This is a genomic window from Bradyrhizobium sp. 44 (genome assembly GCF_023073095.1).
Lineage (GTDB): Bacteria > Pseudomonadota > Alphaproteobacteria > Rhizobiales > Xanthobacteraceae > Bradyrhizobium.
In genome coordinates this window covers 60,085-83,341 of record NZ_JADPIY010000033.1, presented here as the reverse complement: position 1 = coordinate 83,341, position 23,257 = coordinate 60,085, and the positions used below count along the sequence as shown (strand labels likewise).

The following is a 23,257-nucleotide window of genomic DNA, read 5'->3' as shown; positions in this document are numbered from 1 at the left end:
CTGCATGCCGCACTACATCGCCATCGTCGAGGACGCCGGCCCGGACGAAGCCGTCGGCCTGTGGTTTCCCGACCTGCCCGGCTGCATTTCCGGCGGCGACGACGTCGATGAGGCCCTGGAGAATGCGCCCGAGGCACTCGCGTTCTATGCACAGGAACTGATCGCGGACGGCCGCCAGCTTCCCCCGCCGCGGACATTGGACGAGCTCAAGGCCGACCCTGATGTGGCCGACGAGCTCGGGAAGCACACGGTCGCCCTGATCGAATGGCCACCCCTCACTGAGGCCACGGAGTGAGGACTGTTCGCCGCACTGGTCGGACTCTCGACACTTCTCGCCCGAACAGCCCTTGACCACCGCGAACTTCCCCGTATCAGATGCGGCCATGGTCCGGGGCTCCATCACACTGATCTTGCTGGCATTGGTTATGCCGTCGCTTGCGGCGGCGGAGACCATGAGCTTTGGCGATGCGATCGGGATGCTTGCGAAAAGTTGCGGTGCGGAAATCGTTGCCAATTGCCGCGGCGTCAACCCGGATTCGACCCGCCTGAAGGAGTGCCTCTCGCGCAACCGCGACGTGCTCTCGCAACAGTGCCAGAGCGACTATCTCGGCGCCTTCGACGCGATCCAGAAGCGCGTCGCCGCGCGCGTCACGGTGGCGAACGTCTGCCAGCGCGAGATCGTCAAGGTCTGCGGCGGCTCGACCAAGGAGACCAGCAAGGCGGTCCCCTGCCTGGTCTCGACGCCCAAGGGCATCAGCAACAACTGCCTGAAGGCCGTCGACGACGCGGGGTATCGGTGATGCCAGCGAACCGGCTTTCCATCGTCGGAATAACCATCGCGCTCGGCCTCACCTTGCTTGCGGGCGCGGCAGAAGCGCAGACGGCGCCGCCGACCCGCGACGACATCGTCGGCAAGCTCAACCATTTCGAACAAGCCGCCGAGATCGATCTTCCCGCGCTGAAGCTGCAGGTGATGGAGCGGGCCAAGGCCAGGATCAAGAACGATCCCGGTCCGGTGAACCGGCCGCTGATCGCGCCGGATCTGGTCAATTTGCCGACCTTCACCGCGCAGATCCAGTTCGACGCCGACACGCCGATCATCCAGCCGGCGTCCTACCAGACCGTCGGGCGCCTCGCTGACGCGCTGGTCCATGCCTCGCTGCTGCCCTACACATTCCTGATCGTCGGCCACGTGGAATCCAACGCGAAGACGCGCGAGGCCAACGCGATCCTGAGCCAGCGCCGGGCGGACGCGATTCGCGACGTGCTGGTGAACACGTTCAAGATCTCGACCAAGCGGCTGCATCCGATCGGCCTCGGCGAGGAGCAGTTTCTCGACCGGGCCAGGCCAACCGCGGCCGCCAACGCCCAGTTGCAAATCCTGACCTACGCCAAGGTACCCGAGGAAGCGCCTGCGCATCCGGCTGCGACACCTGCGCCTGCGGCGAAAAAGCCCGCCAAGAAACACTGAGCAGACGCGCCACGGCGGCTGGCGGAACCCTTTGAAGTCTTGATCATTTTGTGACCTGTCTCACAGCGCGACAGCGTGGCCTTGCGCGACAATAGCGCCGGTTTGTGCACCGCCCTATCAGGTGCTATAGGCTTTTTTCGTCCTTCCCGACCCCATGCTGCACGAGACCGAGATGGCCAGTTCTTTTCGACACCAGCTGGCCGACTACGTCGAATATCATCGCGATCCCTGGAACTGCGCGATGCACGTGGTCGGCATCCTCCTGCTCTTCACCGGCGCCGTGCTGCCGCTGACGCTGGTGCATTTCCCGGTGTTCGGGATCGAGGTCAGTCTGGCCGTGATTCTGGCCCTGCCGGTGCTGGTCTACTGGCTGATGCTGGACGCCGGGATCGGGCTCGGCATCCTCGCCGCGATGATCGTGCTGCTTTCGGTCGCAACCGCGATCGGCAATCAGGTCTCGATCGTCATGATGTGGTCGATTTTTACGGTGCTGATCGGGCTCGGCGTCGCGTCGCAAATCGTCGGCCACAAGGTTTTCGAGGAGCGGCAGCCGTCGATGGTCGACCACCCCACGCATTTTCTGCTTGGACCGATGTTTGTCATGGCAAAATTATTCATCGCATTGGGCTTCCGTCGCGACCTTGCCGCGATTCTGGCGCCTGTTCCGACCAATTCCCTTTCAACCCGATAGTTCTAGACGCGAAACAGCAAACCTTCTGCATGGCTCTCGTACTGGTTACCGGTGGCAGCGGCTTCATCGGACATCATCTCGTAGAAGCGCTCCGCGCCCGTGGGCAGCGGGTGCGTGTCCTCGATGTTCGTGCGCCGGCCACGCCGTATGCCGACGTCGAATATGCCCGTGGCTCGGTGCTGGACGGCGCCGCGGTCGATGCCGCAATTGCGGGTGTCGATCAGGTCTATCACCTCGCCGGCCTGCCCGGCATGTGGGTCGCCGACAAGCAGGCCTTTCACGACGTCAATTGCCGCGGCACCGAGATCGTGCTCGCGGCCGCGATGAAGCGCGGCGTCTCGCGCTTCCTGCACTGCTCGACGGAATCGATCCTGTTCCCCTATTCCGACCTCAACGGTGTTCCCGCCGAAGAGGCGCTGCAGCCGGCCGATGCGATGCCGGGCGCCTACACGCGGTCGAAATCGCTGGCCGAGCATTGCGCCGCTAAGGCCGCAGCTGAAGGTTTTCCGCTGGTGATCGGCACCCCGACCATGCCGATCGGTGCCGCCGACCATAATCTGACGCCGCCGACCGCGATGCTGTGGTACTTCCTGCAGAAGAAAGTGCAGCCGCATCTCGACTTCCCGGTCAATCTCGTCGACGTCCGCGACGTCGCCATGGGCCTGGTGCTGACCATGGAACGCGGACGTAACGGCCAGCGCTACATCCTCGGCGGCGACTGCGTCAGGCTCGGCCAGATTCTGCGGATGATGTCCGCGATGAGCGGCCGCCGGCAATTCCCGGTCGTCGTTCCCGGCAAGATGGCCGAACTGTCGGGCATCATGCTCGAATATCTCTCCGATCGTATCACGCGCCGGCCGCCCAACGGCACCGCCGAGGGCGTGCGCATCGCGCTCGCCGCGAGCGACCTCTCGATCGACAAGGCGCGCACCGAACTCGGCTACGCGCCGCGCCCGATCGAGCCGGTCCTGCGCGAAACCATCACCCATCTTCTCGCCCGCGGCGGCGCGCTTGCCTCCGGCGCCATCGAGCATCACGCGCTCTCCTCGCGCGCCAGCTGAGCTGCCGCCCAACCCAAAGAACCTTTCCGCATGTCCTTCGATTTCAGCAAGCTTCTCTCTGTCGCCTGGGGTGGTTGGACCACGACCTGGCCGACGCAACTGCTCGCCCTGATTTGGCTCGCCTGGCTCGCAAGCTGGGTGGGCGCCTCGTTCTGGCAAGGCCGTACCCAGAAGCAGGTGATGACGCTGGAGTCCGGCCGCTATCGCATTCCGATCCTGGTCGGCGGCATCCTGTTCACGCCCTGGACCGCCGAGGTGCTCGGCGAGAAGCCGCTCTGGGTGTTCAGCAATAATGCTGTCTACGTCGTGGCGCTGATCGTGCTGGCCGGCATCTCCTTCACCTGGTGGGGACGGCTGCATCTTGGACAGTTCTGGTCCAACACCATCACTCACAAGCAAGACCACCGCGTCATCGACACCGGCCCGTACGGCATCGTGCGCCATCCGATCTACACCGGGCTGATCCTCGGCATGCTGGTGACCGGCATCGCGGTCGGCACGGTAACCGCGATGCTCGGCGCCATCCTGATCTCGCTCGGCATGTGGCAGAAGGGCCGGATGGAAGAGGTGTTCCTGTCCAAGGAGCTCGGCGAAGACGCCTACGGCGCCTATTGCCGTCGCGTCCCGATGATCATCCCGTTCCTGTCGCCGCGCTGAGGCGAGTATCGCTTCAACGCTGTCATCACAAGCGTAGCGCGGCTGCACCTCCGGAGTCGTCCTGGCGAAAGCCAGGACCCATTACCCCAGGGAGCGGTTTGGCGGGGATTGCCGGAACTGAGGCCGCATACAGTCGATGGATTCCGCGGTATGGGTCCTGGCTTTCGCCAGGACGACGCCGAGGAAGCTGTGTGCGCAACACACCTGCTGTCAGGAACCCCTGCTGCCTGCGGCCGTTAGCCCCTCGACACCTGCAATGACCGCAGAGCATCGAGCCATGTCCGACGCCTACGATTATTTTCGCGAGCACGCGATCGCCGCCGTCCGCAAGGCGCGGGCGCTGCCGCCCGGGCGGCCGAAGCAGAAGCAGCGCACGGTGGCGCGCGTTTATCATCTCCTCTCCAGGGAGGCGGCGCTCGCGCCGAACATCCATCATCTGGATGATTTTCGCGCGGCGCGCCGGGCAGAGCGGCAGATCGGCCGCTGATCTCCGGGCCCATCCTGTCGGCATTCGTCCCATGCAAATTCGAGCGGCTGCCATTCCACGGGAATAGAGCCCCGCGGCGCTCCACACAGGTTGACGTCTGCCCCGTCAGCCCGTTGGATGCGCGCGCAAACAGGGGCCTCTCATGACTTTTTCCAGCATCTTTGCGCAGTTCGTTGCGCTTCTCGGCGGCATCGCGCTGCAATGGCGAAAGCTGTCGGGCACCGTGCCTGCGCCGGCCTGGGGCCAGTCGCCCGTCATTCCCGAAGCAAAGCCGCAAGGCGCCATCCCGACACTGAAGATGCCGACGGCGCGGGGCTGGAGCGAGGGACAGAAGCCGACGGTCGCACCCGGGCTCAAGGTCAATGCGTTCGCGACCGGTCTCGACCATCCGCGCTGGATCGAGGTGCTGCCCAATGGCGACGTGCTGATTGCGGAGGCGACGCAGATCGCGGGGGCGCCGAGGTCCGTGTTTCACTACGCAATGCAGGCCACGATGCGACGCGCCGCCGCGCTCGGCGTCAGCGCCAACCGCATAACGCTGCTGCGCGACAAGGACGGCGACGGCGTCGCGGAGTATCGCGGCGCGTTCATGGAAAATCTCAGCCAGCCGTTCGGCATGGCGCTGGTCGGCGACACCTTCTATGTCGGCAACACCGACGGCGTGATGGCCTTCCCGTACGTGGCGAATGCCGATCGCATCACCGCGCCTGGCAAGCGCCTCACCACTTTCAAGCCAAGCGGCCACTGGACCCGCAGCCTGCTCGCGAGCCCCGACGGCAAAAAACTCTATGCCGGCGTCGGCTCGCTCAGCAACATCGCCGAGATGGGCATGGAGGTCGAGGAAGGCCGCGCCGCGGTCTACGAGCTCGACCTCGTCGCCGGCACGCACCGCATCTTCGGCGCAGGCCTGCGCAACCCCGTTGGTCTCGCCTGGGAGCCAACGACCGGTGTGCTCTGGACCGTCGTCAACGAGCGCGACGGCCTCGGCGACGAAACGCCGCCGGACTATTTGACCTCGGTGCACGATGGCGGCTTTTACGGCTGGCCTTATTGCTACTGGGGCAAGACGGTGGACGATCGCGTGCCGCAGGATCCGGCGATGGTCGCCAAGGCGCTCACGCCGGACTACGCGCTCGGCGGCCATACCGCTTCGCTCGGCCTGTGCTGGATGCCGGCGGGCACGCTGCCCGGCTTCCCGAACGGCATGGCGATCGGCCAGCACGGTTCGTGGAATCGCAGCAAGCTGTCAGGCTACAAGCTGGTCTTCGTCCCGTTCGAGAACGGCAAGCCTTCGGGTCCCGCACGCGACATCTTGTCGGGCTTCCTGGCTCCGGATGAGAAAGAATCCTACGGCCGCCCGGTCGGCGTCGTGATCGGTCCCGACAAGAAGTCGCTGCTGATGGCCGACGACGTCGGCAACGTGATCTGGCGTGTCACCGGCGCTTGAAGGTTATGTTCCAACACTGAGCGTGGCGCGCTGCTTGCGGAGCAGCGCGATCACGGACAGCGCCGTGATCAACCCGGTCTTGGGATTCTCGGACGGGATGTTCTCGATAGACATCGAGAAGCGCGCGGAGTCCGCCTCGACCTCGATGCGGTGAACGTTGCGGGTCACGGTCGGGTCCGCCCAGATCTGCACCTGGGTGCGATCCGGCCCAACCCCCGCGAGCGACAGCGCGACCGCGACGTTGAGATTGGCCGGAAAGCCTTTCGCGGCCTCGCGCGCCGTGCCCTCGAACAGCTTCAATGGCTCGCGCAGATTGTCGATATCGATATTGTTCTGGACGATGAACGGCGCGCCCTTCAAGCCGTCGATCGGCTTGCGCGTGACCATCTTCACCGAATGAATGGTGCCGATCGCAGCCGCGTTGACGGCGTCGAGCCCGATCAGCGCGCCGGTCGGCACCAGGATGCGGCCGCCATTGGCGCGGGCGAGATCGACAAGATCGAAATTGTCGAGTAGCCCGCCGACGCTGACCACGACCGCGGCCCTGCCGCGTTTCACTGCGGGCTCGACGATCGCACGCAGTTGGCTGCTCGGCGCGCATTCGACGACGATGTCGGCGGCGTCGCCGAGCTGGTCGAGCGGCAATACGGATGGCGGACGACGCAGGCCGCCGAGCAATTTCTGATGCTTTGTGGGATCGCGCACCGCCACGGCGGAGAGCGTCAATCCCTCGATGCCCTGATCGAGCGCGGTCGCGATCTTGGTGCCGATCGAGCCGAGCCCTGCAATGGCAACCCGCAATTCGTTCGAAGCTTGCCGTTCAGTCATCGCATTACACCTCTCGCACAGCCGATGTCATAGCGCCTCAGGCGTCGCGCGCATAGCTGCGCAGACGCGTCTCGAGCACGGACAGCATCGCGTCGCGGGTCGGGTCACGCGAGCCGCGCAGCCATGCGGCAGCGAGCGGTAGCCGGCCGACGGGTCCGATCTGCTTTGGCCGCAGCGGCACGAAGCGCACGCCTGACACGGCCATCCGCGTGCTCCAGCGTGGCACGATCGCGACCCCGAGCCGGGTTGCGACGAGATTGATGATGGTCTGCTTCTCGTCGGCGACCTGCACGATGCGTGGCGTGAGGCCTGCCTGCTCGAACAGTCTTATCGTGAGGTCGTGGCTGTGCGGCCGCGAGCGGCGGTCCGGCACCAGCATCGCTTCGTCGGCGATCTCCACCAGCGTGATCGACTTGCGTTTGGCCAGCGCGTGGCGCTGCGGAAAGGCCACGATGGCTGTCTCCTGCAGCAGATCGCGGAATTCGAGCCGCTTGTCCCGCTGAGCCGGCGGACGCACGAAGGCGAGATCGAGCGCGCCGGTCAGGATCTTCGGCAGCAGCCGGACGGTCTTCTCCTCCAGAAGCTGCACCCCGACCTCCGGGTGCTTTGCGCGGAAGTCGCGGAGCAATGCCGGTAACAGCCCCGCCGCGGCACTGTCGATCGCGCCGACCCGGAGTTTTCGAGCAGCCCCCGCGCGCGAGCGATTGCGCAGATTGCTCTCGACCGCCTCGACGCGGGCAAGGATGGCACGGGCATCGCGCAGCAGCGTCGCGCCATCTTCCGTCAGCGACACCGCCCGCGTCGTCCGCGCGAACAGCCGCGTATCCAGATCATGCTCCAGCAGCTTGATCTGGCGGCCCAGTGCGGAGGGCAGCATCTGGAGATGCTGTGCCGCGCGGCCGAAATGCAACTGCTCGGCCGCGGCCACGAAGCATCGCAACTGATGCAATTCCATTCGCAGTCCTCCTGGCCTTCCCGGCGAGGATTATATCATTTTTTTGTATAAACCAGCGCCAATTGAGTCCCCCAGCCACTCCCGCCTAGCTTGGCTCCGAAGTGGACCTTCAGGGTCCGCCGTCACAACGGAATCAGGGAGGCTGAGATGGCGACCGAGATTCAGACGCGCGTGCTGCGCAAGTTCACATGGCGCATCGTTCCCTTCATCATGCTGCTCTACTTCGTGGCCTTCATCGACCGCGTCAATATCGGCTTCGCCTCGCTGACGATGAACAAGGACATCGGCCTGTCGCCGACCGTCTACGGCTTCGGCGCCGGCATCTTCTTCTGGGGCTACTTCCTGTTCGAGGTACCCTCCAACATCATCCTGCACAAGGTCGGCGCACGGATCTGGATCGCGCGGGTGATGATCACCTGGGGCATTGTGTCGGCCGCGATGGCCTTCGTGCAGGGCCCGACCAGCTTCTACGCGCTGCGCTTCCTGCTCGGCGTCGCCGAGGCCGGGTTCTTTCCCGGTATCATCCTCTACCTCTCCTACTGGTTCCCGGCACGCCAGCGTGCGGCCGTGACTGCGCTGTTCATGGCGGCGGCGCCGCTCTCGACCGTGCTGGGATCGCCCGTTTCGGGCGCGCTGCTGGAGATGGATGGAATGCTCGGCTTCAAGGGCTGGCAATGGCTGTTCGTGCTGGAGGCGCTGCCGGCGGTGCTGCTGGGGTTCGTGGTGCTGGCATTCCTCACAGACCGCCCGGAGAAAGCAAAATGGCTCGCGGATGACGAGCGGCGCTGGCTGGTCGAGACCATGAACGTAGAGACCACCAGCAAAGCTGCGACCGCGAAGCATAGCATCTGGCGAGGGCTCGCCGATCCGCGGGTGCTGGCGCTGGCACTGATCTATTTCGGCACCTCGGCCGGCCTCTACACGCTCGGCGTCTGGGCGCCGCAGATCATCAAGCAGTTCGGCTTGTCCTCGCTCCAGGTCGGATTCCTCAACGCGCTGCCGGCGAGCGCCGCCGTCGTCGCCATGGTGCTGTGGGCGCGCCATTCGGATCGCACCGGCGAGCGCACCTGGCACGTCGTTCTGGCCTGCCTGCTCGCGGCGGCGGGGCTCGCCTTTGCCGGACTTGCGACCGGCGTCGTGACCGTGCTGATCGCGCTGGCGCTCGTCAACATCGGCATCTCCTCGGCGAAGCCACCGCTGTGGAGCATGCCGACGTTATTCCTCTCCGGCCCCGCGGCCGCGGCGGGCATCGCCACCATCAACTCGATCGGCAACCTCGGCGGCTTCGTGGGGCCCGCCATGATCGGCTGGATCAAGGACCAGACCGGCAGCTTTGTCGGCGGGCTCTACTGCGTTGCAGGCCTGCTGGTTCTCTCCGCGGTCCTGACCCTGCTATTGTCGCGGGCGCAGACCGCCCGCGTCGAACCCGTCACGCAATCCCACTGACACCCAACGGAGCATCCTCATGCGTACCCATTCGATTGCAGCGATCCCCGCCGACGGCATCGGCCCCGAGGTCATCTCCGCCGGCGTTCGCGTGCTGGAGGCGCTGACCAAACGCAGCGGCGACCTCGCCTTCAACATCAAGACGTTCGACTGGGGCTCGGACTATTACAAGAAGCACGGCGTGATGATGCCCGCCGACGGCCTCGCGGAGCTCAAGAAGTTCGACGCGATCTATTTCGGCGCGGTCGGTGCGCCCGATGTTCCCGATCACATCACCCTGTGGGGCCTGCGGTTGCCGATCTGCCAGGGCTTTGACCAATACGCCAATGTGCGGCCGACCAAGATCTTGCCGGGCGTCGCCTCGCCGCTGCGCAATGTCGGCGTCGGCGACCTCGACTGGGTGATCGTCCGCGAGAATTCGGAGGGCGAGTATGCCGGCATGGGTGGCCGCGCCCACAGGGGTCTCCCGGAAGAGGTCGGCACCGAGGTCGCGGTGTTCACGCGCGTCGGCGTGACGCGGATCATGCGCTACGCGTTCGAGCTGGCCCGGTCGCGTCCGCGCAAGTTCCTGACCGTAGTGACCAAGTCGAACGCGCAGCGCCATGGCATGGTGATGTGGGATGAGATCGCGGCCGAGGTCGCGGGAGAATTCCCTGATGTGACCTGGGACAAGATGCTGGTCGACGCCATGACGGTGCGCATGACGCTGCACCCGAAGAGCCTCGACACCATCGTCGCGACCAATTTGCACGCCGACATCCTCTCCGACCTCGCAGGGGCACTGGCGGGAAGCCTCGGCGTGGCGCCGACCGGCAATATCGACCCTCAGCGCCGCTTCCCCTCGATGTTCGAGCCGATCCACGGCTCGGCCTTCGACATCACCGGCAAGGGCATCGCCAACCCGGTCGCGACGTTCTGGACCGGCGCGCAGATGCTGGAGCATCTCGGCGAAAAAGACGCGGCGGTGCGGTTGATGGCGGCGGTGGAGAAAGTATGTGCCGCCGGCGTGCTGACACCGGATGTCGGTGGCACGGCGACGACGAAGGAGGTGACGGATGCCGTGATCGAGGCGATCCAGGGATCCAACGTGTAGTCCGCGGTGCGTCTCCTCCCTCCCCCGTTCTTGCGGGGAGAGGGTTGGGTCGGGAGGCGCCAGGGATTCCAAAAAATTTTGGACCCCCTCTTGAAACCAAAACGGGCTTTTTTTATTTTTCCGCTGCCGCCGAGAGGTGGCGTTCCCGACGCCTGGTGGGTCGGGAAACTGAGACGGGTACCGGTCGTGTCCGGTGTCGTTCGTATCCATTTTGCTCCTTGGAGGATCTGGCTATGCGCACTTACGACTTTTCTCCCTTGTGGCGTTCGACCGTTGGCTTCGACCGTCTTTTCGACCTCGTTGAAACGGCACAGCGTGCCGGCGAGGACAACTATCCCCCCTACAACATTGAACGCCTCAGCGAGGATCGCTACCAGATTTCGCTTGCGATTGCGGGCTTCTCACCCAACGAAGTCACGGTGACGGCCGAGCAGAACGCGGTGACCGTCGAGGGAAACAAGCCGGACAGAACCGAACGCGAATATCTCTACCGGGGCATTTCCGCGCGGCCGTTCAAGCGGCAGTTTAACCTGGCCGATTATGTTCAGGTGCACAGCGCCTCGTTCGAGAACGGCCTGCTCAAGATCGAACTGGTCCGGGAAATCCCTGAAGCCATGAAGCCGCGGCGAATTGCCATCAATGCCGCGCCGTCCGGCAACGTGCATCAACTCGAAGGCAAAGCCGCCTGAATTCGGTCTGTCGGAGACCCGGTGATCCCGCCCGATGGTCGGGCGGGATCGGCCATGGCCTTCGACCGCGTACCCGAATGCAAGTCAGAGGTTTAGAGAAAGGAGGAGGACCTCTCATGCTCGATCATGTCGACAACATCATCGATCTGAACGCGATATTGCACCCTGGCTCTGTCTATGATCATCCCCGCGACGTCATAGCCGATCCAACGCTGTCGATCGGCGAGAAGCGCGCGATCCTTGCGTCCTGGGCGTCGGACGCAGCCAGTGTCGCCTCGAGTCCGACATTGCGGGAGCTGCCCGGCTCGGGCAAAGCTGTCACCATCGACGAAATCCTGGAAGCGCTCGCGAGCCTCGACCACCATCCGAAGGGGCCTCCGGGCGGCAAGCCGGTCCGCACGCGATCGGTCGAGCGAACCGGCCTCGCAGCGTAGGCAACGACAGCTCTACGGAGATTGCGATGAGGGTCGATGAAGAGCTGGCCTTGCTGCGCGGCCACCGCAGCAACATCAGCCGCTATCAGCGGTTGCTCAAGACCGAGCTGACCGAGTTCGAACGGCGGTTCATCGAGCGACGCGTGTCCGAGGAGCGCTCGGCGATCGAGAAGGTCTCCGTCTCCGCCTTTCCGCTCACCTTTCAGGCTCCGAACCGGGCGATGGGGAACGCAACCACGCGCCTGACGGCGAGCAGCCACGGGTAATCGACATGCCCGAACAGCTCCCGACATTCGAAGTGTTCCTGAAGAAATGCGGTCGAAGGACATGGCGGTGGCGTGTCTGCACGAGGGAAGGACGCCTGGTCATGCACGGCTGCGAAAACGGCCGACCCGCCGCCAAATATGCGGCTGAAAGGGCGTTGTTTCTGATGCTTCTCGCCGCGCCTTATCGCCCGGCGGGCCGGGCTTCCGCCACGGCTCGCTCCCCCTTGGCGACACCTGCCTCAAGATGGCTGCCGCGACACAAGATGCGTGAATGACAGGCGCCGCGAGGGATGGTGCCTGGCATCAGCCAAGCTCCATCCCGGCGATCTCCGTTGCTGACCGCTTACCGCCGTGCGGGCGGCGGGGTCGCCATGGCGGCTGTCGGCTCCGGCGGCGTCAGGTGGCGCGGAACGATGATGGACTGGCCGGGGGTGAGGGTTGCGTTCTCCGGCAGCGAGTTGCTCTGCGCCAGCGACCACAACGGCACGCGATTGGCTGCCGCGATGCTCTCCATGGTGTCGCCGCGGCGTACCGGTAGCCGCACGCCACTGTCCCACAATTCGACAAGCGTATTCGCCGGCACCAGATAGCGCAGCGGCACGGCATCGACCTGCGTCTGGGGCGGAATGCGCGGCAACTGCGTGACCATGTCGACGATCTGACGGTGGATGTCGTCGGACTTCTCGATGTTGATGTGGCTGACCCGCGCGTTCTCCTTCAGGTCATAGCTCGCATAGTGACCGCGATAACCCGGCACCGCGACCACGTTGCCGCCGCCAAGCACACTGTCGGAGAGGTAGATGTTGATGAAGCGCTCGACATTGAGCGGCACGTCGCCGGTCGCATGCGCGGGATCGATGGTAATGACGAGGCTGATCGGGACGTTCTCCTTGGCCGCCATCTCGGAGATGACGATCGAGCAAAGCCCGCCCATCGAATGCCCGATCAGCACGATCGGCGCCGGCGTTTCCTTGTAGCTCGAGATGGCACGATCGCCGATCCATCGGCAGATGGTGAATTCATAGACGTTGGCCGAAAAGCCGGCCTGCGTCAGCTTCTCTTCGAGCCGGTCCATGCCGGTGGAGAAGAACGGCCCCATGGCGCCACGAAACAGGTAGATTTTCGGCGGCGGCAACGGCTCGAACGGTGGGGGCGGTGGCGCGGCGGGTGCGGCCGCGGCGGGCTTCGTCTTGGCAGGTGAGGCAACGGCCGTCCCGGTGCTGAAGGCGAGCAGCGCAACGGCTGCCAGCGCGAGGAGTCGCCTCAAATCGATCATCAGTCCAGCAGTCCCACTCCGGGAGGCTGCAGCCTCCCCCAAAGGCGCTTAGTGACGGTCGATTGGGTGGAATTTGGGGCACGGAACCGGGGCTCGATCCACGCTCATTCCAGCATCTCGACACCCAATCACTGCATGCTCTTGAGCCTGCTGCGGTGGGCGGCCTGTTTCGCGCGGTTGCCGCAGACCGCCATGATGCACCATCGCCGCGCGCGCCGGCGCGTGTGGTCGGCGAACAGCATGGTGCAGGTATGCCCCTCGCACGCCTTGACGTTCGAAAAGTCCTCGTCGCAGACGAACTTCGCCATGGCTTCGCCAACCGGCAGCAATAGCGCTTCCGGCGATCGCCAGCGCCGCTTGATTCGCAATGCCAGAGCGCCGCCATCGTGAGGCCCGGGCTCGATCCGGCTGAAGGCTTCGTCGCGCTCCAGCAGGCTGTTCAATGGACCGAGCTCGCGCAAGGCATCTGTCGTGAGCGGCCGGCCCGCATGCTTGCGCACGAACCCCCTGAACCATTCGCGCAAGGCGCGCGCCTGATCCGCGACCTTGTCCAGCTCGTCCGGCGTGGCACGTGCTGTCAGCGCGTGCAGATCATCCGCCGGCACCAGCTTCGCTTGTGCCAGCCAGTCGATCAGGCCATCGCCGTCGTCGATCCAGTCCACGGGCGTATCGACCGGCGTCGCCACCGAGTTGAGGAAGTCGAGGCCGAGCGAGTCGGCGATGAACATGGCGGGCGGGCGGTCCATGAGCGGTCCTTGGCCGGTCGGGAGAACAACATAGATAACCAGTTAAAACGTCATTGACAAGTTACGAGGCCTGAAAGTAACCTCTTAAAAAGCTTTTATAAGGTTACTGCAAATGGAGAATGTCATGGCCTCAATCACGTACCGCAGCGCGGATATCGACGGATTCAAGGTGGCCTATCGCGAGGCCGGCGTTGCCGGAGCGCCAAAACTCCTGCTGCTGCACGGCTTCCCCAGCGCAGGCCACATGTTTCGTGACCTCATTCCGCTGCTTGCTAACAGGTTTCAGATTGTGGCGCCCGATCTTCCCGGCTTCGGCCCAGTCCGACATGCCTTCGCGCGAAAGCTTCCGTTACACGTTCGATAACGTCGCACGCGTGATCGAACGCTTCACCGAAGTGATCGGTTTCGACCGGTTCGCGGTCTACGTCTTCGACTACGGCGCGCCGACTGGTTTCCGGCTTGCGCTCAGCCACCCCGAGCGGATCACGGCGATCATCTCGCAGAACGGCAACGCCTATGAGGATGGCCTTAGCGACAACTGGACTCCGCTCAAGACCTATTGGCAGGATCCCTCGCCGGCCAATCGCGAGGCGCTCCGCGCGCTCCTCACGCCGGAAGCCACGCGCTGGCAGTACACGCATGGTGTCCCCGATCCGATGACCGTGTCACCGGACGGCCAGAGCCTCGACAATTTCTACCTCGCGCGCCCGGGCTCGGACGACGTGCAGCTCGATTTGTTCGGCGACTACAAGAGCAACGTCGCGCTCTATCCCGCCTTCCAGGAGTATTTCCGCACGCACCAGCCGCCGTTCCTCGCGGTCTGGGGCAAGAACGATCCGTTCTTCATTCCGCCCGGCGCCGAAGCGTTCAAACGCGACAATCCGAACGCCGTGGTGCAGTTCTTTGACACGGGCCATTTCGCGCTGGAGACGCATGCGAAGGAGATCGCGGACAGCATTCGCGCGTTCTTGACCTAACAGGAGCAACGGCCATGGCCCTTGTCGGGCGGCACGCCCGCCGATGCGGGCCACCTAGAGCGGCAGGATCCGGTTTAATAGTTCGAGCAGGGTGCGCTGCTCGGCTTCGCTGAGCGGCACGAGCATCTTCTTGTTGTACGGCTCCGTCAGGCTCGTCGCCTCGTGGATGAGCTTGGCGCCCTTTGGCGTCAGCACGAGCTCGACGGCGCGGCGATCCGCCTTGGAGCGGTTGCGCTTGATGAAGCCCGACGACTCCAGCTCATTCAGGATCTTGATCAGATTGGGCAGGCGCAGCCGCAGCAGGCTTGCGAGGCTGCTTGGCGGAACGCCGGGATTGTCGCGAATGACGACGAAGATCGCATAGGTCGCGGGGGTCACGCCCAATGCGGCGAACGCTTCGTAGAAGCCCTCAAAGAATTTCAGCTGTGCGAGCCGAAGCATGAAGCCCGGCGTGCGCTGGAGCGCCTGCAAATTCAACGATTTCTCCGGCTGCTGGCCGGACTTCCCTGCGGGTTTCACGAACTCATGATCCTCGAACCGCGGCGGCCCAAGAATCCGCCGAATTGACTCTCCCGAAAATAGATATAAAATATAACTATTATTTAGCGGCACCAAGACCGCCCACGGGAGGGAGACAATGAACAGCAAATTTCTGCATAAATTGTGCATTTCGGCCTTGATGCTGGCTGCGGCGGGGCCGGCCCTCGCTCAGGACGTGGTGAAGATCGGCATCCTGAACGACCAGTCGGGGCCGTTCGCGAGCTATCAAGGCATAGGCTCCGTCGTCGCCGCCAAGATGGCGGTGGAGGATTTTGGCGGAAAGGCCGGCGGCAAGCCGGTCGAGGTCGTCGCCGCGGACCACCAGAACAAGACGGACATCGGGATCGGCATCGCGCGGCGCTGGTACGAGAACGACGGCGTCGACGCGATCTTCGACATTCCGAACTCGTCGATCGCGCTCGCCGTCGCCGGCATGAGCGCCGAGAAGAACAAGGTCTTCGTCGGATCGGGCGCCGGTACGGTGCTGCTGACCGGCGAAAAATGCACGCCGAACACCGTGCACTGGACCTACGACACCTATGCCTACGGGCGCGGCCTCGGCAAGGCGATCGTCCAGCAGGGTGGCAAGAAATGGTTCTTCATCACCGCTGACTACGCCTTCGGTCACGATCTGGAAAAACAGGCGGCGGAGGCCGTCAAGGCGTCCGGCGGCGAGGTGCTCGGCAGCGTCCGGCATCCGTTGGGAACGGCCGACTACGCCTCTTTCCTGCTCCAGGCCCAGGCGTCGGGCGCGAACGTCGTCGGCTTCGCCAATGCCGGTGACGACACCATCACGTCGATGAAGCAGGCCGCCGAGTTCGGTCTGACCAAGGACCATAAGCTGGTCGGGTTGATCCTGGGCATGAACGGCCTCCCCGCGCTCGGGTTGAAGTTTGCGCAAGGCGCGCAGATCATGAACCCGTTCTACTGGGATCTGAACGACGGCACGCGGGCTTTCGCCAAGCGGTTCGCCGAACGCATTCCGTCGAAAGCCTATCCGAACGACATGCAGGCCGGCGTCTACGCCTCGGTGATTCACTACCTCAAAGCGGTCGACAAGGTCGGCAGTGCCAAAGACGGCAAGGCGGTGGTGGCGGCGATGAAGGAGATGCCGACCGACGATCCGCTGTTCGGCAAGGGTTACATCCGCAAGGACGGCCGCAAGATCCACCCGCTCTATCTGCTCCAGGTCAAGGCGCCCGAAGGGTCGACATCGACTTGGGACCTGCTGAAGGTGGTCGCCACGATCAAGGGTGAGGACGCGTTCCGCCCCGAGAGCGAAGGCCAGTGTCCGCTAACCAGGCAATAGTGGACGGGAGCTGACCATGAACGGCATTGCATCCAGTCCGGCCGACCCGTTTGCGCCAGATTTCCTGATGGACCCCTATCCCGCCTATGAGGCGTTGCGCGCGCTCGGTCCCGCGTTCGCGTTGGAGCGCTACGGCGTGTTGGCCATGGCAGGCTATGCCGAAGTCGAGCCGGCCCTGAAGGACTGGAAGACGTTCATCAGCGGCGAGGGTGTCGGGCTGCACGGGATGAACCCGGCCCTGCCAAAGCCGCTGACGCTCCAGATCGATCCTCCCGACCACGACAAGGGCCGCCGCGTGCTCGGCCGCACCCTGTCCCCGGGTGTCGCGCGGCGACTGCGCGAGACGTTTCAGAAGGAAGCGGAGAAGAAGGTTTCGGAGCTGATCGACAAGGGCACGTTCGATGCCGTCACCGATCTCGCCGAGGCCTACCCGATGAAGGTGTTTCCGGATGCGATTGGCATCCGGCCGGACGGCCGCGACAGGCTGCTGGCCTGGAGCACGTTCGTGTTCGACAGTTTTGGCCCGGAGAACGAAACGTTGGCGGCGTCACGACAAGCCGGCCTCGCGGCGCAGAGCTGGATCATGGAATGCTGTGCGCGAGATGCGTTGCAACCGGACGGGCTCGGCATGATGATCTACCAGGCGGCTGACGACGGCGAGATCAGCGAGCATGAAGCAACCCATCTGGTGCGACCGTTCCTCACCGCCGGGATCGACACCACCGTCAACGGTATCGGCAATACGCTGCTCGCGCTCGCCGCTCACCCGGATGAATATCGCAAGCTGCACCACAAGCCGGAGCTGGCGCGCAATGCCTTCGAGGAAGGGCTGCGTTATGATTCACCGGTACAGACGTTCTTCCGCACCACCACGCGCGATGTCGAGATCGGCGGCGGCGTGATCCCCGCACACCGCAAGGTCCTGCTGTTCATGGCCTCCGCCAACCGCGATCCCGCGCGCTGGGACCGAGCCGACCGTTTCGACGTCGAACGGCTCGCGACCGGGCATGTCGGTTTCGGCGCCGGCATCCACGCCTGCGTCGGCCAGATGATCGCACGCCTGGAAGGCGAATTGATCTTCGGCGAGCTCGCAAGGCGAGTGAAGACCATCGAGCTCACGGCAGAGCCGAGGCGCAGGCTCAACAATTCCCTGCGTGGGCTGAAGAGCATGCCCGTGCGGGTGACGGCTGCCTAGAGCATGATTGGTTCTGATCGAATCAGAACCGAAGCCCTAGATTCTTGCTTCAAACGGGGCTATCCCCCGCGAAATTTACGCCGCCAGGCTCTGCTGATCGCGGAATGCGCTGATCGCCATGTGGACGAGATGCAGCTTGCCTTTGACCGCCGGCGATATGTCGAACGGATATGCGTCGCTCATCCCGAGCGAGCGGTTGAGCTCGTTGATGCTGCGGGCAAGCGGCATCCACAGGGCCAGGAGTGCCTCGAAGTCGCTCTCGAGATAGGGATCCGTCAGGGTCTGGCGGGCGCGCTCGTCCAGCGACAACGGCAAACCTGCCAGCGAATCGAGCGTCGAGACGATATGCAGGAAATGCGCGAACGTTTCCGCCCAATCCTCCCAGGGGTGGGACGTGGCGTACTCGCTGATGAAGCCGCTTCGGTCGTATGAACGATCGGCGCGGCTGTAATAGGTGTTGATCGCGGCCTGATAGTCCTGCGCCTGGTCACCGAAGATCAGCTTGAACGGGGCCTGGAATGTCGTGCCGTCAACGAGCAGGTCCCAATAGAAGTGACCGATCTCGTGCCGGAAATGCCCGAGCAGCGTGCGATACGGCTCCCGGAACGCCACGCGGCGAGCTTCTCGCTCGACATCATCGGCCTCCGCAAGGTTGAGCGTGATCAGACCCGAGAGATGCCCCGTCAGGATCGGACTGACCTCGTCCGAGAGAATGTCGAACGCCAATGGTGCGCCGGTGCGCGATGCAAGCGGAAGCCTGAGGCGACTGAGATCATAGAGAAGACGGCGCTTGGCTTCCTCCATCCGGCGCCAGAGCATGATGTTTCTGGTGCTGCCGAGATTCGGAATCGTGCGCGTGAGGCGGCACGAGTCGCAATACCAGTCCGCGCCCTCGACACACCAGTTGCAACCGATGATTTCGCGGTTACGGCAAGATTGATGGGATGCAAGTTTCGTCATCTCGATGCGCGAGGAATCGAACGCCAGCTCGGTGCTGCAATTCGCGCACGCGACGTGCTCGAACGAGACAGGATGGCGGCATGACGGGCACTGATAAATCTTCACGTGGACTGGCCCCAGACAGACGGCACACCGGAAAAACGGCCTGTCGATTCGAGGAACTCTTAACTCTTGCGACCGTCGCGGTTGCCGGCGAGCAACGCCCGCTGCGTTCGCAGCGCGTGCTGCCTCAACAGGCCGGCTCGCTTCGCGCTCAACTGGCTCAATTGAGGCTGCGGCTTTTTCTCAAGGACGTTTTCGGAAACAGGCCGACCGGCCCACGCCCGCTCGGGCTGAACCGCCATGGGACCGACGTTTCGTTTCCTTGTCATGGTGTGACAACACCAGATCGTGTGCAGAGTTCCCTTCACTCGACCGGCGGGTGATCGAGCTTGGCTTGTGCAGATACGACAATGCCGCCGTCGGCATGACGGCGGCATTGTCAATTCAGCGGCTTGCGGCGAAAGGCTTAATTCCGGGGAGCCGTTGCCGCCGCCGAGCGCGCCGGCCTGGGGGCGCCGGGTTCGGCAACCGGAGCAGGTGCGCGCGAGCGCATGATTGCAGCGTCGATCTCGGCAATCACGCGGCGCTGGATCGCCTCGTTCTTGTCGATCGAGATGTGGCCGACGCCGGACCCGCGGACGTCGACATTGTCGAGCTTGCCGCGAAAACCGTCCGCGCGCTTTACCGGCTCGCCGGGGCCGTCACCGATATAGATGTTGATGTAGCGCTCCGCGCCGGTCGACAGCTTGGTCTTGAACACGGAGTCGAGCCCGATCGCGAGTTTCACGGGCACGCCGAGACGGTTGAGCTTGGCGATCATGTCCGGCAGCGCCGTCGCGCCCGAGGAATGCCCGACCAGCACGATGGTCCTGAGCCGGCCGGCCTTGTAGGCGGTGGCGGCCTCATCGGCGAGCGAGGACCAGGACACGAAATTCGAGACGGTCACCGGGATGCCCTGCGCCTGGAGCCGGGCGCCGATGGTGTCGAGCCCGAGCGAGAAGATGTTGAGCACGCCGCGGAGCAGGTAGACATGCGTGGTCGCGACCGCAGCCTGGCTCGGCGCCGCCTTGGCGGTGTTCGGGCTCATGGCAACAGCTGACAGCAGGAGCAGGCCCATCGCCCAGGCACGGAGGGCGGACAACTGGCTGGCGCCAGCGGTGTGACGGCCGTTCGGTCTCATCGATCTTTTCCTTGGGAATATGCTTCGGCCGGAATCGTAGCCATGGCCTGCTCGCAGACGCAACAAAGAGCCGCGTGAACGACGATCTTAGCAGCAAGTCGTGACCATCGCGCAACACTTGCCTGAAACCCGCCTCGGAAGGGCCTGTTTCGAGGCCATTTTTCTCCGGCTAATTGCAGCCGCGCAAGGGCATTCCTATCTCAGGGCTCCGCTGACCCGCCCCTCCCGGCAGGTTCCAGCCTCCCCTCCCCAGCCTTCGCCCCCTCAGACTTGCGGCCATCATGTCCTCCATCATTTCCGTCGCCAATTTGTCGAAGACCTATGGGTCCGGCTTCAAGGCGCTCAAGAACGTCAATCTCGACATCAAGCGCGGAGAGATCTTCGCGTTGCTCGGCCCTAACGGCGCCGGCAAGACCACGCTGATCTCGATCATCTGCGGCATTGCCAATCCGAGCGAAGGCAAGGTCCTCGTCGGCGGCGAGAACATCCAGACCTCCTTTCGCAAGGCGCGCTCGCTGATCGGGCTGGTGCCGCAGGAATTGCACACCGATGCCTTCGAGAGCGTGTGGGCGACCGTGAGCTTCTCCCGCGGGCTGTTCGGCAAGCCGAAGAACCCCGATCATATCGAGAAGGTGCTGAAGGACCTCTCGCTGTGGGACAAGAAGGACAGCAAGATCATCACGCTCTCCGGCGGCATGAAGCGTCGCGTGATGATCGCGAAGGCGCTGTCGCACGAGCCGCAGATCCTGTTCCTCGACGAGCCGACCGCCGGCGTCGACGTCGAGCTGCGCAAGGGCATGTGGGAGGTGGTGCGCACGCTCCAGCAATCCGGCGTCACCATCATCCTGACCACGCATTACATCGAGGAAGCCGAGGAGATGGCCGACCGCATCGGCGTCATCAACAAGGGCGAGATCGTGCTGGTCGAGGACAAGGCTACCTTGATGCAGAAGCTCGGCAAGAAGCGGCTGACGCTGCATCTGCAAGGCAAGCTCGATGCGCTGCCGGAGAGCCTCAGGCATTACGAGCTCGACCTCTGCGACGGCGGTGCGACGCTGGTCTACGACTACGACACCAAGGGCGAGCGCACCGGCATCACCAGCCTGCTCGGCGACCTCCGCACCGCCGGTATCCGTTTCAACGATCTCGACACGACGCAATCGTCGCTCGAGGACATCTTCGTCGATCTCGTGAGGGCGTCATGAACTACCGCGCTGTCCGCGCCATCTATCTGTTCGAAATGGCGCGCACCTGGCGCACGCTGCTGCAAAGCATCGTGTCGCCGGTGGTCTCGACCTCGCTGTATTTCGTGGTGTTCGGCGCCGCGATCGGCTCGCGCATCAGCCAGGTCGAGGGCGTCAGCTACGGCACCTTCATCGTGCCGGGCCTGATCATGCTCTCGGTGCTGACGCAGAGCATCGCCAACGCCTCGTTCGGCATCTACTTCCCGAAATTCACCGGCACGATCTACGAGATCCTGTCCGCGCCGATCTCCTATTTCGAGATCGTGCTCGGCTATGTCGGCGCGGCCGCGACCAAATCGATCATCCTCGGCCTGATCATCCTCGCCACAGCCGGCCTGTTCGTGCCGCTGCACATCCACCATCCGGTCTGGATGCTGGCCTTCCTGGTGCTGACGGCGGTGACGTTCAGCCTGTTCGGCTTCATCATCGGCATCTGGGCCGACGGGTTCGAAAAGCTGCAGATGATCCCGATGCTTGTGGTGACGCCGCTGACCTTCCTCGGCGGCAGCTTCTATTCCATCGACATGCTGCCACCCGCCTGGCGCACGGTGGCGCTGCTCAATCCGGTCGTCTATCTGATCTCCGGCTTCCGCTGGAGCTTCTACGAGATCGCGGACGTCAGCATGGCCGTCAGCATCGGCATGACGACGGCCTTCCTGGTGATCTGTCTGGTCGTGATCTGGTGGATTTTCCGCACGGGGTATCGGTTGAAGAACTGATCGAGAGGCGTAGCCCGGATTGCGCTTCGCTCCATCCGGGCTACGGGGACATCACCGATAGCAGTGGAAGCGGTTGTATCCGTCGTAATAGCCGCGGCAGCGACGGTGGCCGCGATGAGGAATGCCGAACACCCCCTCGACCGCGCCGACGGCACCGCCGACACCCGCGCCGACCGCGCCTCCAACCACGCCACCCACGGGGCCGGCTATCCGGTTGCCTTCATAAGAACCTTCCTGGGCGCCCCGAACGATGCCTTGGGCATGGCCAGGCTGTGGGATGCAGGACAGCGCGGCCAGAACGGCGGCGCCAGCAAAGAGCAGACGGAAAGGCAGACCGGCCGGCCGAGAGGCGGCGGCGACGCAAACTTTGTTCATCTTCATTCCCAAAGGTAAAACCGGCGGCGGAAGCCGCCGGTCGAGGCAGCGATCATCAACGCCGATGCGGCCAAATGGTTGCGCCCCGGATGGTTGCGCCATTCTGATGAATTGTCGGCATTGTGAACGCATCTCCCGCTCGCGAAAATGTCAGCGCCGCCGCTGGCTTTGCGGCACAAAGCGGCCTTGCTTACGCCGGGCGTCCCGTTAACGATGGGCGGGCAGGCCGCTGGAACGAAAGCCGGATTGCAGGCATAGTGCACGCCGGGGGACGGAGAGCCGCGGCGCCTAGTGTGAACAGGCCGGAGGCCACAAGTCAGATGCGTTCGTTTTTTATTGCTTTCACCTCCCTGATGCTTTTGAGCGCGGGCACCGCGCAGGCCAAGGTCGAGATCACCGTCGACAAGGACAATCAGCAGATGACCGTCGCTGTCGACGGCGTCGCGCGCTACCACTGGCCGGTGTCGACAGGCATCCCCTCGCGGGAGACGCCGAACGGCGCGTTCCGCACCTTCCGCATGGAAGAGGATCACTACTCCAAGGAATTCGACGACGCGCCGATGCCGCACGCGATCTTCTTCACCAAGGTCGGGCACGCCATCCACGGCACCGACTCGGTCGGTCGGCTCGGCACGCCCGCCTCGCATGGCTGCGTGCGGCTGTCGCGCCAGAATGCCACGACGCTCTACACGCTGGTGCAGCAGCAGGGCGTGCTCAACACCACGGTGACGCTGACCGGCTCGGCGCAGGTGGCCCTGGCGCGCAATCCGCGTGGCCGCAACCCCACGGCAGTGGCCCGCGCGCCGCAGCCCGCCGAAGAGCAGTATGCCACATCAGGCGATCCCGTGAACCTGACGCCTCAGGCCGCACCTGCCCGCCGCTACATGCCGCAGGATGACAACTACATCTATCCGGCCGACGGCACCGACACCGGCGCGCGCTACCCGGCGCCGCGTGGCAGCCGCCCGCTCTATGACGCACAGGTCTATCAGCAGCAGCCGCAGCAATATTACAATCAGGGCAACGGCACCTACTATCAGCCGCAGCCCCGGCAGGTTTACCAACCCCGTGGCTATTACTACCAGAACTGACCTATCTGAACGCGGCGTTGCCGCGCCAGCGAATCAGAAAGCCGCTGCTGCGACGGGCGCGTTGCCGCAGTCGACCGC

At 64.1% G+C, this 23,257-nt stretch carries 26 protein-coding genes and 1 pseudogene; 19 read left to right on the top strand and 8 right to left on the bottom strand.

What is annotated here, in order from left to right; genetic code table 11:
* The first annotated feature begins 4 nt into the window (after nucleotides 1-4).
* The 8 genes from IVB41_RS31745 to IVB41_RS31710 all read left to right on the top strand — a co-directional run bounded on the left by IVB41_RS31745 (nucleotide 5) and on the right by IVB41_RS31710 (nucleotide 5,814).
* The gene (locus IVB41_RS31745; protein ID WP_247438402.1) at nucleotides 5-295 is read left to right on the top strand and encodes a type II toxin-antitoxin system HicB family antitoxin; all 291 of its coding nucleotides are present in this window, start codon (nucleotides 5-7) and stop codon (nucleotides 293-295) included.
* Nucleotides 296-383: 88 nt separating this feature from the next.
* Nucleotides 384-800, top strand: a complete 417-nt coding sequence (locus tag IVB41_RS31740) for a hypothetical protein (RefSeq protein ID WP_027570749.1) — start codon at nucleotides 384-386, stop codon at nucleotides 798-800.
* Nucleotides 800-1,471 (top strand): OmpA family protein, encoded by a 672-nt coding sequence (locus IVB41_RS31735; RefSeq protein WP_027570748.1) that lies wholly within the window; start codon nucleotides 800-802, stop codon nucleotides 1,469-1,471. The genes IVB41_RS31740 and IVB41_RS31735 overlap by 1 nt, the downstream gene beginning before the upstream one ends.
* 154 nt (nucleotides 1,472-1,625) lie before the next feature.
* Nucleotides 1,626-2,162 carry an Mpo1-like protein gene (locus IVB41_RS31730; protein WP_346770878.1) on the top strand — a complete coding sequence of 179 codons (537 nt, stop codon included), beginning with the start codon at nucleotides 1,626-1,628 and terminating at the stop codon, nucleotides 2,160-2,162.
* A 29-nt stretch (nucleotides 2,163-2,191) separates the two neighbouring features.
* Complete coding sequence (locus IVB41_RS31725; RefSeq protein ID WP_027570746.1) at nucleotides 2,192-3,223, top strand: NAD-dependent epimerase/dehydratase family protein; 1,032 nt, start codon at nucleotides 2,192-2,194, stop codon at nucleotides 3,221-3,223.
* A 30-nt stretch (nucleotides 3,224-3,253) separates the two neighbouring features.
* Complete coding sequence (locus tag IVB41_RS31720; protein WP_027570745.1) at nucleotides 3,254-3,880, top strand: isoprenylcysteine carboxylmethyltransferase family protein; 627 nt, start codon at nucleotides 3,254-3,256, stop codon at nucleotides 3,878-3,880.
* Between the two features lie 277 nt (nucleotides 3,881-4,157).
* A complete protein-coding gene (locus IVB41_RS31715; RefSeq protein ID WP_007613466.1) occupies nucleotides 4,158-4,367 on the top strand; it encodes a hypothetical protein in 210 nt (69 codons plus the stop codon).
* A 142-nt stretch (nucleotides 4,368-4,509) separates the two neighbouring features.
* The gene (locus IVB41_RS31710) at nucleotides 4,510-5,814 is read left to right on the top strand and encodes a sorbosone dehydrogenase family protein (RefSeq protein ID WP_247438391.1); all 1,305 of its coding nucleotides are present in this window, start codon (nucleotides 4,510-4,512) and stop codon (nucleotides 5,812-5,814) included.
* Nucleotides 5,815-5,817: 3 nt separating this feature from the next.
* Here the strand turns inward: IVB41_RS31710 and IVB41_RS31705 are convergent, their stop codons facing one another.
* Together IVB41_RS31705 and IVB41_RS31700 are read right to left on the bottom strand one after the other, a co-directional pair.
* On the bottom strand, nucleotides 5,818-6,642 hold the full coding sequence (locus IVB41_RS31705) for an aspartate dehydrogenase (protein WP_247438389.1): 825 nt from the start codon (nucleotides 6,640-6,642) through the stop codon (nucleotides 5,818-5,820).
* Between the two features lie 37 nt (nucleotides 6,643-6,679).
* Nucleotides 6,680-7,597: a LysR substrate-binding domain-containing protein gene (locus IVB41_RS31700; RefSeq protein WP_027570742.1), complete on the bottom strand. Its 918-nt coding sequence runs from the start codon at nucleotides 7,595-7,597 to the stop codon at nucleotides 6,680-6,682.
* 147 nt (nucleotides 7,598-7,744) lie between these two features.
* On the opposite strand from IVB41_RS31700, the gene IVB41_RS31695 reads away from it, so the two are divergent.
* The 5 genes from IVB41_RS31695 to IVB41_RS31675 all read left to right on the top strand — a co-directional run bounded on the left by IVB41_RS31695 (nucleotide 7,745) and on the right by IVB41_RS31675 (nucleotide 11,525).
* Nucleotides 7,745-9,043 carry an MFS transporter gene (locus tag IVB41_RS31695; protein WP_247438387.1) on the top strand — a complete coding sequence of 433 codons (1,299 nt, stop codon included), beginning with the start codon at nucleotides 7,745-7,747 and terminating at the stop codon, nucleotides 9,041-9,043.
* 19 nt (nucleotides 9,044-9,062) lie between these two features.
* The gene (locus IVB41_RS31690) at nucleotides 9,063-10,136 is read left to right on the top strand and encodes a tartrate dehydrogenase (RefSeq protein ID WP_247438385.1); all 1,074 of its coding nucleotides are present in this window, start codon (nucleotides 9,063-9,065) and stop codon (nucleotides 10,134-10,136) included.
* Nucleotides 10,137-10,369: 233 nt separating this feature from the next.
* Nucleotides 10,370-10,825, top strand: a complete 456-nt coding sequence (hspD, locus tag IVB41_RS31685) for a small heat shock protein HspD (RefSeq protein WP_247401922.1) — start codon at nucleotides 10,370-10,372, stop codon at nucleotides 10,823-10,825.
* Nucleotides 10,826-10,941: 116 nt separating this feature from the next.
* Nucleotides 10,942-11,259 (top strand): hypothetical protein, encoded by a 318-nt coding sequence (locus tag IVB41_RS31680; RefSeq protein WP_027570738.1) that lies wholly within the window; start codon nucleotides 10,942-10,944, stop codon nucleotides 11,257-11,259.
* 26 nt (nucleotides 11,260-11,285) lie between these two features.
* Complete coding sequence (locus IVB41_RS31675; RefSeq protein WP_247438383.1) at nucleotides 11,286-11,525, top strand: hypothetical protein; 240 nt, start codon at nucleotides 11,286-11,288, stop codon at nucleotides 11,523-11,525.
* Between the two features lie 343 nt (nucleotides 11,526-11,868).
* Here the strand turns inward: IVB41_RS31675 and IVB41_RS31670 are convergent, their stop codons facing one another.
* Together IVB41_RS31670 and IVB41_RS31665 are read right to left on the bottom strand one after the other, a co-directional pair.
* On the bottom strand, nucleotides 11,869-12,801 hold the full coding sequence (locus tag IVB41_RS31670; RefSeq protein ID WP_247358722.1) for a LysM peptidoglycan-binding domain-containing protein: 933 nt from the start codon (nucleotides 12,799-12,801) through the stop codon (nucleotides 11,869-11,871).
* A 128-nt stretch (nucleotides 12,802-12,929) separates the two neighbouring features.
* Nucleotides 12,930-13,547: an ABATE domain-containing protein gene (locus tag IVB41_RS31665; RefSeq protein WP_247438380.1), complete on the bottom strand. Its 618-nt coding sequence runs from the start codon at nucleotides 13,545-13,547 to the stop codon at nucleotides 12,930-12,932.
* A gap of 124 nt (nucleotides 13,548-13,671) precedes the next feature.
* Between IVB41_RS31665 and IVB41_RS31660 the strand changes: the two are divergent.
* Nucleotides 13,672-14,524 (top strand): annotated as a pseudogene (locus tag IVB41_RS31660) (alpha/beta fold hydrolase).
* 54 nt (nucleotides 14,525-14,578) lie between these two features.
* Here IVB41_RS31660 and IVB41_RS31655 read toward each other — a convergent pair.
* Nucleotides 14,579-15,172: a MarR family winged helix-turn-helix transcriptional regulator gene (locus IVB41_RS31655; RefSeq protein ID WP_245287888.1), complete on the bottom strand. Its 594-nt coding sequence runs from the start codon at nucleotides 15,170-15,172 to the stop codon at nucleotides 14,579-14,581.
* On the opposite strand from IVB41_RS31655, the gene IVB41_RS31650 reads away from it, so the two are divergent.
* Nucleotides 15,162-16,373, top strand: a complete 1,212-nt coding sequence (locus tag IVB41_RS31650) for an ABC transporter substrate-binding protein (protein WP_247438378.1) — start codon at nucleotides 15,162-15,164, stop codon at nucleotides 16,371-16,373. The genes IVB41_RS31655 and IVB41_RS31650 overlap by 11 nt on opposite strands.
* A 16-nt stretch (nucleotides 16,374-16,389) precedes the next feature.
* On the top strand, nucleotides 16,390-17,568 hold the full coding sequence (locus IVB41_RS31645; RefSeq protein ID WP_247438376.1) for a cytochrome P450: 1,179 nt from the start codon (nucleotides 16,390-16,392) through the stop codon (nucleotides 17,566-17,568).
* 75 nt (nucleotides 17,569-17,643) lie between these two features.
* Here the strand turns inward: IVB41_RS31645 and IVB41_RS31640 are convergent, their stop codons facing one another.
* Both IVB41_RS31640 and IVB41_RS31635 read right to left on the bottom strand, forming a co-directional pair.
* A complete protein-coding gene (locus IVB41_RS31640) occupies nucleotides 17,644-18,633 on the bottom strand; it encodes a putative zinc-binding metallopeptidase (protein ID WP_247438366.1) in 990 nt (329 codons plus the stop codon).
* 403 nt (nucleotides 18,634-19,036) lie between these two features.
* On the bottom strand, nucleotides 19,037-19,750 hold the full coding sequence (locus tag IVB41_RS31635) for a hypothetical protein (RefSeq protein WP_247438364.1): 714 nt from the start codon (nucleotides 19,748-19,750) through the stop codon (nucleotides 19,037-19,039).
* A 281-nt stretch (nucleotides 19,751-20,031) separates the two neighbouring features.
* Here IVB41_RS31635 and IVB41_RS31630 point away from each other — a divergent pair, with 281 nt between their 5' ends.
* Together IVB41_RS31630 and IVB41_RS31625 are read left to right on the top strand one after the other, a co-directional pair.
* Nucleotides 20,032-20,955: an ABC transporter ATP-binding protein gene (locus IVB41_RS31630; RefSeq protein ID WP_247288024.1), complete on the top strand. Its 924-nt coding sequence runs from the start codon at nucleotides 20,032-20,034 to the stop codon at nucleotides 20,953-20,955.
* On the top strand, nucleotides 20,952-21,713 hold the full coding sequence (locus IVB41_RS31625) for an ABC transporter permease (protein WP_018454266.1): 762 nt from the start codon (nucleotides 20,952-20,954) through the stop codon (nucleotides 21,711-21,713). The genes IVB41_RS31630 and IVB41_RS31625 overlap by 4 nt, the downstream gene beginning before the upstream one ends.
* 51 nt (nucleotides 21,714-21,764) lie before the next feature.
* Here the strand turns inward: IVB41_RS31625 and IVB41_RS31620 are convergent, their stop codons facing one another.
* A complete protein-coding gene (locus IVB41_RS31620; protein WP_027519597.1) occupies nucleotides 21,765-22,088 on the bottom strand; it encodes a hypothetical protein in 324 nt (107 codons plus the stop codon).
* Between the two features lie 320 nt (nucleotides 22,089-22,408).
* Between IVB41_RS31620 and IVB41_RS31615 the strand changes: the two genes are divergently transcribed.
* A complete protein-coding gene (locus IVB41_RS31615) occupies nucleotides 22,409-23,179 on the top strand; it encodes a L,D-transpeptidase (protein ID WP_247438361.1) in 771 nt (256 codons plus the stop codon).
* The last annotated feature ends 78 nt before the right edge of the window (nucleotides 23,180-23,257 follow it).